This window comes from Clostridium sp. 10cd* (assembly GCF_044336395.1).
GTDB classification, from domain to species: domain Bacteria; phylum Bacillota_I; class Bacilli_A; order Erysipelotrichales; family Erysipelotrichaceae; genus Clostridium_AQ; species Clostridium_AQ innocuum.
Genome location: NZ_CP172347.1, coordinates 2851826 through 2863755 on the forward strand (window position 1 = coordinate 2851826; position 11930 = coordinate 2863755).

At 41.9% G+C, this 11930-nt stretch carries 13 protein-coding genes; 3 read left to right on the forward strand and 10 right to left on the reverse strand.

Annotated elements, in window-relative coordinates; all coding sequences use genetic code 11:
- Positions 1-115: 115 nt before the first annotated feature.
- The 7 genes from ACG3M1_RS14130 to ACG3M1_RS14160 all read right to left on the reverse strand — a co-directional run bounded on the left by ACG3M1_RS14130 (position 116) and on the right by ACG3M1_RS14160 (position 6020).
- The gene (locus tag ACG3M1_RS14130; protein ID WP_009270988.1) at positions 116-3193 is read right to left on the reverse strand and encodes an ABC transporter ATP-binding protein/permease; all 3078 of its coding nucleotides are present in this window, start codon (positions 3191-3193) and stop codon (positions 116-118) included.
- Positions 3194-3461: 268 nt separating this feature from the next.
- Positions 3462-4166: an aminotransferase class I/II-fold pyridoxal phosphate-dependent enzyme gene (locus tag ACG3M1_RS14135; RefSeq protein ID WP_008817529.1), complete on the reverse strand. Its 705-nt coding sequence runs from the start codon at positions 4164-4166 to the stop codon at positions 3462-3464.
- Positions 4167-4218: 52 nt separating this feature from the next.
- Entirely contained in the window at positions 4219-4446 is a 228-nt protein-coding gene (locus tag ACG3M1_RS14140; RefSeq protein ID WP_009270989.1) for a DUF3737 family protein, read from the reverse strand.
- Positions 4447-4486: 40 nt separating this feature from the next.
- Positions 4487-5032, reverse strand: a complete 546-nt coding sequence (locus ACG3M1_RS14145; protein WP_009270990.1) for a flavodoxin family protein — start codon at positions 5030-5032, stop codon at positions 4487-4489.
- 140 nt (positions 5033-5172) lie between these two features.
- Positions 5173-5409 carry a hypothetical protein gene (locus ACG3M1_RS14150; protein WP_009270991.1) on the reverse strand — a complete coding sequence of 79 codons (237 nt, stop codon included), beginning with the start codon at positions 5407-5409 and terminating at the stop codon, positions 5173-5175.
- The gene (locus ACG3M1_RS14155; protein ID WP_008817533.1) at positions 5406-5765 is read right to left on the reverse strand and encodes a hypothetical protein; all 360 of its coding nucleotides are present in this window, start codon (positions 5763-5765) and stop codon (positions 5406-5408) included. Before ACG3M1_RS14155 ends, ACG3M1_RS14150 begins: the two co-directional genes overlap by 4 nt.
- A gap of 30 nt (positions 5766-5795) precedes the next feature.
- Positions 5796-6020, reverse strand: coding sequence for a hypothetical protein (locus ACG3M1_RS14160; protein WP_008817534.1), 225 nt, complete (start codon positions 6018-6020; stop codon positions 5796-5798).
- A 302-nt stretch (positions 6021-6322) separates the two neighbouring features.
- Between ACG3M1_RS14160 and ACG3M1_RS14165 the strand changes: the two genes are divergently transcribed.
- Positions 6323-7222: a LysR family transcriptional regulator gene (locus tag ACG3M1_RS14165; protein WP_008817535.1), complete on the forward strand. Its 900-nt coding sequence runs from the start codon at positions 6323-6325 to the stop codon at positions 7220-7222.
- A gap of 42 nt (positions 7223-7264) precedes the next feature.
- Here the strand turns inward: ACG3M1_RS14165 and ACG3M1_RS14170 are convergent, their stop codons facing one another.
- From ACG3M1_RS14170 to cptIN, 3 genes are all read right to left on the reverse strand, one after another.
- On the reverse strand, positions 7265-8146 hold the full coding sequence (locus tag ACG3M1_RS14170; RefSeq protein ID WP_395814271.1) for a cyclophilin-like fold protein: 882 nt from the start codon (positions 8144-8146) through the stop codon (positions 7265-7267).
- A gap of 8 nt (positions 8147-8154) precedes the next feature.
- On the reverse strand, positions 8155-9321 hold the full coding sequence (locus ACG3M1_RS14175; RefSeq protein WP_008817537.1) for an iron-containing alcohol dehydrogenase: 1167 nt from the start codon (positions 9319-9321) through the stop codon (positions 8155-8157).
- A 796-nt stretch (positions 9322-10117) separates the two neighbouring features.
- The gene (gene cptIN, locus ACG3M1_RS14180) at positions 10118-10603 is read right to left on the reverse strand and encodes a type III toxin-antitoxin system CptIN family toxin (protein ID WP_009270993.1); all 486 of its coding nucleotides are present in this window, start codon (positions 10601-10603) and stop codon (positions 10118-10120) included.
- A 591-nt stretch (positions 10604-11194) separates the two neighbouring features.
- Here cptIN and ACG3M1_RS14185 point away from each other — a divergent pair.
- The gene (locus tag ACG3M1_RS14185; protein ID WP_000420682.1) at positions 11195-11509 is read left to right on the forward strand and encodes a YdcP family protein; all 315 of its coding nucleotides are present in this window, start codon (positions 11195-11197) and stop codon (positions 11507-11509) included.
- Positions 11510-11524: 15 nt separating this feature from the next.
- Positions 11525-11911 (forward strand): YdcP family protein, encoded by a 387-nt coding sequence (locus ACG3M1_RS14190; RefSeq protein WP_000985015.1) that lies wholly within the window; start codon positions 11525-11527, stop codon positions 11909-11911.
- Positions 11912-11930: the final 19 nt, after the last annotated feature.

The window sequence follows — 11930 nt, forward strand, 5'->3', positions numbered from 1 at the left end:
CTTTTAAAAAACAATGCACATCGTCAGCCTGATAAAAAAAAGCTGCGGGAGTATACTCACACACAGCTGTATTTCTGTTTCATTGAAAATTCTGAAATTCTATATAACAATCAGCTTATTCTGTACGCAGGGCGGTAACCGGATCCTCCTGAGCCGCCTTCTTCGATGGGATCAAACCGCCAATCAGTGTCAGAATGACACTCAGGACAATCAATATGACACCGCCTGCCAGCGGTAAAGCAGCACTGACCTCCACATTTCCTGCCAGATGGTGAATGAGCATATTGCCAGGTATGAGCAGCAGCAGGGTGATTATGATTCCAAGCAGACCTGCCAGCAGACCAATGATGAATGTCTCCGCATTGAATACCTGCGAAATATTTTTCTTGGAGGCACCGATTGCACGCAGAATACCGATTTCCTTCTTTCGTTCCAGTACACTGATATAGGTGATAACACCAATCATGATGGACGATACCACAAGTGAGATGGCGACAAAGGCGATCAGTACATAGCTGATAACATTGATAATATCCGTCACCGAGGACATCAGTGTACCCACATAATCGGTATAGGAAATCACCTTGTCCTCATCCACCTTCTCCATATTTGCATTATAGCCATCCAGTACATCGATCACCTTCTGCTTGCTTTCAAAATTCTTCGGATAGATGCTGATGCCGCCCGGCTTATCCAGATCGGCATATCCCAGATTTTTTAAATTACCGTCATAGGAGGAGACCTCTGTGGTCATCAGGGACATCATCAGCTCGGAAAGCTCTTCTTCATTCATATTCATTTTGATTGCCTTGGAAAATACGCTTGCGTCGATCTGAATTGCATCCTGCATACTGCTGGCAAGATGTCCAAGCTGGCTCTGCAGCTGTGTGCTCAATTCCTTTTGCAGCTGTGCTGTGAGTGTGGATGTATACTGTGTCATGATCGTCTGCATCTGCTTCTGCAGCTGTGCTTCAAACTGCCCGGTCAATCCGCTTTGCTGCAGCAGCGTGCTCATTTCCTTCTGAATCAGCGCCTGTGCAGAATCACTCTGCAGGTAGGCAAGGAAATATTCATTCATCCTGGTAGGATCAAGCAGTGCATGCTCGACCATATATTTCTGAAAATCCGTCTGCAATGCCGTTGCCAGCGACTGCAGCTGCTCCTGTGAAATCTGAACATCCAGACTGGACAGGATATCTTGAACATCAATCTGCGGCAGCTTGGACATATCCATCTTGATACCACTGAGATCAAGCTTTGACATATCCATATTCAGCTTACTCTGATCAAAGGAAAAGGCCTGCTTCAGCATCTGTGTATCCACCGTGAATAACGAATTCATATCGAATGCTTTGCTGCTTTTGTCTGTAAATGACTTCCCGGTAAATACATCCGTATTCGGCTTTGCCAGCTGTTTCTTCACGATTTCACTGTTCTTGGCCTGTTCGATCACATGCATCGTCAGCTCGGCCGGATAGCCGATTCCTGCCTTCAGCATCGTCGCGGTCGCTGAGCTGCTTGGCTGAACAACACCGACGATTTTTACATCTTCACCGTTTTGAACCAACTGCTTCATATATTTTTTATCTTCTGTTTTATCCTTATACACATGATAGGTTTTATCATATACATAATAATCAGCGGCATCGACTAGCTTATAGGTGGTTCCCACAAGCTCCTCATAGCTGTAGGAGCGGCTCTCATCCGGAACGTTTACCTTCTCATCTCTGGAGAACTGCTCCACCATTTTGTCAAGCTCCTTATAGTCGCGAAGCCCCAGTGTGTACAGCATAAAATCATTGATATTGCCATTCTTTGTCAGAACGAGTACACATTCATTATACTGCTTCGGCCATCTCCCTGCCTTGATATCGTATTGATCCTCATACAGCCCGGTATCCTGCGGCATCTGATAAAACACATCCGTGCTCATCATGGAGGACATCATGCTGTTGGTGTTGCTGGAGGAGCCAAAGCCCAGTGAGGAAAAGGAGGTATCCGGATGTACCTGACGCACAGTATCCGTTTTCGTGCTGTAAATCTGCGGAGCCACTGTATAGGTGTATTCAATCGAATTGGTATTTTCCTCGATATCGGTTTTTCCGCTGTCCAGATACTGCTTCAGTGATGTCAGATCATTGGAGCCGATTTTTGAAAACATGTTCGTAATCATTTGAGAAACATGAATTTTATCTTCCTCATCATCCCCCTGCTTTTGGCCGGGATGGGCATCTGTCATCATGGATGTGATATCAAAGCCTGTACTCTGAATTTGCAGCGGATATTCAGACAGGGTTTCTTCCTCAATGGATTGAATATACTGATTCACACCGTTGGAAAGGGAAAGGATCAGTGCGATTCCGATAATTCCGATCGAACCGGCAAAGGAGGTCAGAATGGTTCTCGCCTTTTTGGTACGAAGATTATTAAAGCTCAGCGACAGTGAGGTCAGAAAGGACATGGAGGACTTCCCCATAGTTTCATGCTTGGGCGGTTCCAGCCCTTCCTCGCTTACTGCATAGGGATTGGAATCACTGCGAATCCTGCCATCCCGCAGCGATACGATACGGGTCGCATAATCCTGTGCCAGCTCCGGATTGTGGGTTACCATGACGACCAGGCGATCCTTGGCAACCTCCTTCAGCAGATTCATTACCTGTACACTTGTTTCACTGTCCAAAGCTCCGGTCGGCTCATCCGCCAGCAGGATATCCGGATCATTCACCAGTGCACGCGCTATGGCAACACGCTGCATCTGTCCGCCTGACATCTGATTCGGCTTTTTATGCCCCTGATTGCCAAGTCCAACCTCCTCCAGAGCCTTTCTGGCCTTTTCTCTTCGCTCGGCCTTGGATATACCGGAAATCGTCAATGCAAGCTCAACATTGGCCAGCACTGTCTGGTGCGGTATCAGATTATAGCTTTGAAACACAAAACCGATGGTATGATTTCGATACGAATCCCAATCTCTGTCACGGTATTTCTTTGTTGAAATTCCGTTGATGATCAAATCTCCCTGATCATAACGATCCAGTCCTCCGATGATATTCAAAAGCGTCGTTTTACCGGAGCCGCTCGGTCCCAGTATAGCGACAAACTCATTATCACGCAGATTCAGGCTAACGCCATCCAATGCCTTCTGGATCAAACTGCCTGTCTGATATTGTTTGTATATATTTTTTATCTGAAGCATAGAAAACATCCTCTCTTTAACAGTCCCCGCTTTACACAAAAATAGGTTTGTTATGTGAATTATACCGCAAATGTGGCATGAAATACAGGAAAAGCTTTCAAGAATCATTAAAAATCACAGGATGTTATGATTTTATCAGACAGTTTCTGATCCTGCAGCAGCATGAGCTATGTGCTGAATCATAAGAAAAGGGAATCGATGTTATCCCGATGAAAACAACCGATTCCCTTAGTATACAGCACTTCTTGCTTCAAATGTTTCTATACGCTCAACGGCACTCTAAAAACTGCTTCGTAAATGCGCAATAGCCTTTTGACAGCCGCTTAAGCCCCGTGCGCATAAGTGCATTGGGACAGGCTATGTTGATTCTTATAAAATCCTCTCCGCTTTTTCCATAGGCAGAGCCTTTGGAAACAAGAAGACCGTGTTCCTTATGCAGATAATCACAAAACTGATCCACAAAGGGATGCAGTACATGGCAGTCAATCCACAGCAGATACGTCGCCTGCGATTCGACAGCATGCAGCTCAGGGAGCTGTGTTTTCAGATCGTGCTGTGCCGTTTTTTTGTTGGCACTGATGTAATGGTTCAAATCCTTCAGCCAGTCCTTTCCCTCAATCCATGCGGCAATGGATGCTTCACAGGCAAAAACATTTGGTTCCGCGACCTCATCCGTATGGAAGCCGCGCCATATCCGATTGCGTATCCCCTCATCCGCAATGACAACACAGGCAGCCTGTAATCCGGCAAGATTAAAAGCCTTGCTTGCGGACAGACAGGTAATACTGTTTTGCAGACATGATGTATTTACCGAGGCAAAGGGAAGATACTTTTTTCCAGGCTCACAAAGCTCACAGTGAATCTCATCACTGATGACGATCACATGATGCTTCCTGCAGAGTGCATTGATCTGTGTCAGCTCCTCCCTGCTCCATAATTTGCCAATCGGATTATGCGGATTGCACAGGACCATCAGTGATGTAAGCGGATCCTGCAGCTTCTGCTTTAGATCGATAAAGTCAATTTCATATACCCGAGCGTGCAGTTTCCATCAGTGTGGTATGACTGCATTCTATATTGGTGCTATACCAGAGCGGATATTTCCACTTGAAGATGCTGTTGTGAAGACGAATATTGCGGCTTTCTTTTAACGGGGATTCCCCTTGGGCAAAGGTGCTGTCCTCCACCTGTACATCCGATGCATGAAATAACGCTCTCTCTCCTGTTACATATGCCTGTTTTATCGTATCCATGCTTACTACCTCCTAGTTGTTTCATCCTGTGATATTTCCATCACGCTTTTTTTCCCAGCTCATAGGCTTCGTTTAAGATTTCGGGATGTTCAAGTACTGCATCCATACCATCGATCGAGGTACCATACACCACGGCCTTTAACGAACTCTTTTCAAAGCAGTCAATCCAGCCCTGCAGACCCTTGATCACCCCGTCCATTGCATGTTGCTCAGAATCAGCGGCGGTCGTTAACAGATAGATATCTTTAAACTTATAAGGAATCGGAAACAACGGATTTGTCCGATCCAGCAAAGTTTTCATCTGTCCGCACATTTCATAGAAATATACCGGTGTCGCAAATGCGATAACATCCGCTGCTGCCATCTTTTGTATCAGGATATCCGCATCATCCGGCATTGCACACTGCCCCTGCCTGCTGTGCTGGCATGTCATGCAGCCTGTGCAAAAATGCATAGCACAACCTTGCAGCGAACATTTTTCTACCATATGACCTGCCTCCTTCGCACCCTTTACAAATGCATCCGCAAGACGTTCGGAATTTCCATTTTTTCTTAAGCTCGTACTGATAACGATGATATTCTTCATAAAACTGCCTCCTTCTACCACGTTTGGTAAACTGTTTATGTTACAAATATTTTGGATAGACGATATAGCTTCCTACTCTACGGCATGAGCTTTATGCCTTTCCTTATGTGTGGTAGCCTGTATTCTGTTCCTATCTGTTTTTATATCGGCTCCGCTGATGCGGAAGCCTGTTCCTTATACACAGACTTATCACATGGCATACGTAACTCTAAACTATGCTTTTTTCGTTCTGCTTCCTTCCTGTATCCTTTGCTTTCTGTTTCACATATCGTTCCATAAAGCATTGTAGTTTTTGTATAGTATACATAAAGACCGGCAAACACAGCGAGTGTATAACAGAGGATTCCAAAAAATGCGGCAATATCCTTCCTTCTCATGTTCCACCTCCTGTGACCGATTTCAGCTTCTGTAAAACAGCATCCAGACAATCCAGCGTTTTCTTTATCCGATGTGCATTCTTCAGATGCTGATCGCGGCGCTCTTGTAACATTTCCTTTCTCAGCACCCGGGTATCGTCTTCTGATTCTGCTAAGGAACAGTATGCTTTTATCGTTTGAATATCAAAGCCCAGTGCATGTAAACACAAACAGGTTTCCAGTCGCTGTACAGCGAAACAGCAAAGACAATCCCTTTCCAGATCATCTTCAAAGCCCTTCAATAACCCTGCATGAAGGAAGGCTTTGATCACATCCTTTGTCACAGCATACTGCCTGCAAAATTCTTTCATGTTCATATCTCCGCCTCCCTTCAGGAAAAATCTTCCTTATGTTTCGCTGTTCTCAATTTCATAGATCAGATAATCCATGCAGTCAACTGCTTTATATTCCTTTTCTATTTGTTCCTGCAATTGTTTGCAATACATCTCAAGCATAGCAACAGCTTCTTCTCTATGCGGCGATTCTATAAGTTTTTCATATTCCCGAATGATATCCTCTTGACAACCGCATTCCTTCATGTTCCATAGTGTGTTTTCAATTCCCTTTTTCATTTTTCAACCCTCTATATAGTTTGTAATAATTTTCTAAATTACAGTAGTGTAAAACGATGATTATGGATACTCTTCGATCCGTAATCGTGACCGCTCTTTTTTCCTGTATGTCACATGCCACGCACTGTGGTATAATGTGGTATAGATTACAGCACCCGAAGAATAAAAATGAAGCATTTCATTCTTTATGGTAGGTTGTTATAGCGCTATTATGGGAACTGTGCAGCATAATCGAACGGCTCTGCCCCATGATGGGAAACGAAAGTATTTTCTTTCATAACAGTGATCAGGAGGATATCATAATGGAATTAAGAGTACTTCATTATTTTCTTACAATCGCACGTGAACAAAGCATATCCGGTGCAGCAGAATTTCTGCATATATCTCAGCCGACGTTATCCAGACAGATGAAGGATATGGAGGATGAGCTGGGAAAACAGCTGTTTGTCCGCAGCAATCGAAAAATCACCTTAACGCAGGAAGGCAGGATTTTAAGAAAACGGGCAGAGGAAATCCTTGATCTGGTAAAGAAGACCGAGGATGAGATCACCTTACAAGATAATGTGACAGAGGGAGATCTTTATATCGGAGCAGGTGAAACACATGCGGTATCCGTTTTGATCCATGCCGTTCAGCAGCTGCAAAAGCAGCAGTTTCAGCTCCGCCTGCACATTTCCAGTGGAGATACAAAGGATGTGCTGGATGATCTGGATAAGGGGCTGATCGACTTTGGACTTGTGTTTGGTATTTTTGACAAATCGAAATACGATTATATTGAGCTGCCCTGCAAAGATACGTATGGTATTTTAATGCGAAAGGATAGTGAGCTTGCGGAAAAAGATGTCATCGTGCCAGAGGATTTATGGGATAAGCCTCTGATTTGCAGTCGTAATTCCAAAAATAATGAAGATAATATTTTCCAGTGGCTGCAAAAAGATCCTACTCAGTTGAACATCATCGCAACCTTCAACCTTCTATACAACGGTTCTGTCATGGTGGAAAACGGTATCGGCTATTCCTTCGCTTTAGACAACATCATTCATATATCGGATGAATCCTCCATCTGCTTTAAGCCTTTAGAGCCACCCCTGCGTGTCGGTATGACATTGATATGGAAAAAATATCAGATTTTCTCCAAAGCTTCTGAAAAATTTCTAAAGCAGCTGCAAACCGTAATAGCAAATATGGAGAAGGACACATAGCGGGATGCCGTATCCATCCTGATTCAAATAACGTCAATTTCTCTAATACGTAAATATAACCTCTTTGTTTCCTTCCTTCCATGCCTGTGCAAGTGCCTCTGCGTCATCCACCTTTCCAAGGGATGTGTAGGAATACGCAGTGGCAAAGTCTTTATAGAACAGCATCGGGCAATCCCTGCCAAACATCTTTACATCACCGGTATGAATTTTCGTTGCACGCTGTGCATCTGTTGGCAGATTCTCGTCCATATATGCGAAAAGTTCATTTCCATTCAGCTCCTGTATCGTTACCGTCATGGGGAAACGCTTTAAAAATGCACGGGCAGATTCAGAATCATGCAAGGATAACGTGAACGTCTTTGTACCGATGAGAGCCTTCACACGCCGCTGTTCTTCCTTTACTTTCTGTTTTTGGGATACCGTGTTATTTTTATATTTTGTGATATTTATCATTCCCTGCAACCTTTTGATATTATCCTTTCCGGAAACTGCTTCTCCCAGTGCATACAATGTATCCGAGGGCTGACCATTTTCATAAAACAGGACAATGTTGTTCCATGGCTTGTAATATGCCAGCGTGCCTGAAGAAGCTACAGCATGTGGTGTATCCTGCGTTTCCAACTCCTTCAAGGGATGAAAGATTTTTTCATTATCGCTGTAGTCTTCCACGTTCACACGCAGCGGCAGCTGTTCGTAAAAAGACTTGGCAGCTGGTGATGAGAACAGCACAAAGCGTACCGTAGTATCGTGTTCGTCCTGTATCATGATTTCCATAGTACTTTCTTCCTTCACGGTGCCTCTGTCAGTGGGATTGTTTTTCCCCGCTGTTTGTCTTTGCCGAGTACAGCCAGCACACAGCAGCAATCCCATGACAGCCAGTATTTTTATAAAATGATTTTTCATATACCAAACCTTGATTTCCAACAGAAACCTCACATACTTTCTTTAAAGATCTGAAGGATTTCATCGCGGTTAAGAATCTTATAACCACCTTCCATAAGCAGTGTGGCATCCACAAGATCTTGCATCATATCCTCACGCACACCAAGCTCTGTAAGATGCATGATCAAACCGAGATCCTTCATCCACTGTTCCATGCGATCAAGACCTTCTGCCGCGATTTCCACTGGCGTTTTTCCATGCGGATTTACATTCCAAACATTCTGTGCAAAGCGGACGAATTTTGACAGACCATACGGACAAAGGAAACGATAATATGCCATGGACACTGCTGCCAGCGTCATGCCATGCGTCGCATCCGTACAGGCTCCTACCGCCTGTCCCAACATATGTACCATCCAGTCCGTCGTCTTACCTTTTGCGATCAGTGTGTTCAATGCCCAGGTTGCCGTCCACATGATGTTGCTGCGGGCTTCATAATCCTGAGGATTTTTTATAGCTGCATAGGAGGAATGAAGAATCGAACGCAGCAGTCCTTCACTGATATAATCGCTTGTATTGTCATCTTCTCCGGAAAAATACTGTTCACATATATGATTGAAAATATCATAGATACCGGAAACCATCTGATATTTGGGAAGGGAATACGTATATGTCGGATTCAGAATTGCGAATTTTGGAAATACGTTTTCACCAAACACATGACCGATTTTCAGCTTCTGTTCATGATTGGTGATCACCGCACCGCCGTTCATCTCCGAACCGGTCCCCACCATGGTAAGAATGCAGCCTACTGGAACAATCTCACAGGATACATCCTCCATCCGCAAATAATATTTCTCCCACGGATCTTCTTCGCAATGAATGGAAACAGATACAGCCTTGGCATAATCGCATACGGAGCCGCCTCCAACTGCCAATATGAAATCCACCTGATTTTTTCGTGCAATGTCACAGCCTTCCCGCAGCTTTTCCACGGTAGGATTTGGCATGACTCCGCCATCCTCATAGATTTCTTTTCCATTTGCCTGCAGTATTTCACATACTGCATCATAAACTCCGTTTTTCTTAATCGAACCTCCTCCGTATACAAGTAAGATACGGTTGCCATAGTTTGATAATTCCTCATGCAGATGGGAAAGTGCATCCTCACCAAAATAGAGCTTTGTCGGGTTTACATAACTGAAATTTCCTAACATATACTGTCCTCCTTATTGCCCTGATAAGAGCCTCTCGTGTTTTCAACACGTTATGTTATTTTTTGTCACCTTGCTGTTTGTTCATTGGTACGATTCCCAATGTACTGTAGCCTAAGGATGTATGTGGCAGATGTTCAGGAAAGCGTGTTGCCTTATCCATCCCTCGATTTCTCTACCCCAATCCAAATTTCACATACAGCTTATGATGTATTGATATGCTTTATTTTTTTGATCAGCCTCCCTTTCATTTCCTATCATCATCATACCTTCTCTTTTTATATATGACAAATACTTATATCAAATAGTTTTCCATGCTTAAAAGGTATAGATGAGTATTATATCCATTACTTTTAAGGTATAGAAAAAATAAACAGTGCCATCTCACTGTTTAGATACTCATGCGAATAGAATGATATAAATTCTGTGTTGTATTTTTAAAAGAAAGAAGTTTTTACTCAGCCACGGAAATGACATAAAACGAAACAGGTTTTTCGCCAGCTTATGAGAATGACATGAATCAGAAAATAAGAATTGCTGACTTATACAATCATTTCATCACAAGAGCATCCAAATTTCGCAAATAAAAAGTGCCAGTTTGATTGGCACTTCCTCTGTTTCTTTTATTCGACTCCAATTTTATAACCCGTTCCCTTGAATTGAGTAAATTCAATTTTCGTTGACAAATGCGTATTATTTTAAATGTCAGTGTTCCTTGTAGTTTACTGTATTTGAGTATTTTTTGAAGTTTTAAGCTCCAAATAAACCCCAAAATCCATAATCTACAAGATTAAATAATCTAAATAATCTTTAATGTTTGCAGTATCTTATCTACATCAGTGAACATTAGTTTTATCCCTTTTCTACTATATAAAGATATTAGTTTATTTGCTTTAGATTTCAAATTGTGTTTTACCTTATTCGATAATTCAATAGGCTTTTTGGTGTTTTTATCTATATATATTTCTTTAAAATATTGTTCAGTAACTGGAAACATATTTTGTAACAAAAAAGCCTTTTTTTCTCCTAAGACATATCCAAATTCAATAGTATCGCAACGACCGTATTTTTGAATGTTCTTATCATATATTTTCTGGTACTTTTCTATTTGATGAGAAAATGGTATTACCCAATAATAGTCACCTTGATCAATCTTGATAGCACAAAAAGCAGGACGTCCATGTTTTCCATTTTCGTCATCCGGTTTATTGATGGGTAATGTTTTGTCTTGAACCAAATCAAAAAACGACTGTTTTATAAAATATAGATTTCCTAATTGAACCATAGAATTAAACTCCTAAATAAAATGCCCCAACTAGGGGCAATTTGTACATTCGCCTTTTATATCCCGTACACGAATTAACGGCTAATATTTGAACGCTGGCCTTTTATATCCCGCAAGCCAGCTAGCGGATAATATTTGAACATAACTGTTCATTTAATAGTATGTCCAGATATAAATAAATATTCATCTATATCCTTCAACTATATTTTAATGAATATTGATACTTAAGTCAATAATTATAATACTTTTGAATAAAAAAATAGCATAAAAATCTAGTTATCCGCATAAAAACTGGACTTATCACACTTTATCAAGGTCAAAACCACTCAATTTACTACTAATTTACTACTTATGAATGAGCTTTGATACGACGATTTATCCTTGAAAAGTGAAGATATAAAGATACTTCCAATAAAATTTGAATATTTAATAGGTAGACACTTCAAAAAATGAGGTGTCTATTTTTTTACCCGATTTTGAAAGGAAGTGAACTTATGAAAACAAAAAATCAAGAATCAAAAGGTCGTTCCCCACTCTTTAAGACCATCAAACATTCATTCAGCCAATAAAAAAGAAAGGATAGGTAAAAATATGGAACTTAAATTTGTGATTCCCAACATGGAAAAAACATTCGGCAATTTAGAATTTGCTGGCGAGGATAAAGTCGTTCAGCGAAGAATCAACGGACGGCTAACTGTCTTATCAAGAAGCTATAATCTCTATTCTGATGTTCAAAGAGCAGATGATATTGTGGTGGTGCTTCCTGCTGAAGCTGGCGAAAAACATTTCGGCTTTGAGGAACGTGTGAAGTTAGTCAATCCACGTATTACCGCAGAGGGCTACAAAATCGGCACTCGTGGTTTTACAAATTACCTTTTACATGCTGACGACATGATAAAAGAATAAAGAAAGAGAGGAAAAATGATGAGATTAGCAAATGGCATTGTATTAGATAAAGACACGACTTTTGGAGAATTGAAATTCTCTGCTCTACGTCGTGAAGTGAGAATCCAAAATGAAGACGGGTCGGTTTCAGATGAAATCAAGGAACGTACCTATGACTTAAAATCCAAAGGACAAGGACGCATGATTCAAGTAAGTATTCCTGCCAGCGTGCCTTTGAAAGAGTTTGATTATAACGCACGGGTGGAACTTATCAATCCCATTGCGGACACCGTTGCTACTGCCACCTATCAAGGAGCAGATGTTGACTGGTATATCAAGGCAGACGATATTGTGCTGACAAAGGATTCTAGTTCATTCAAAGCTCAACCACAAGCAAAGAAAGAACCGACACAAGACAAATAGTCGCTAGGTAGAAAGGAGA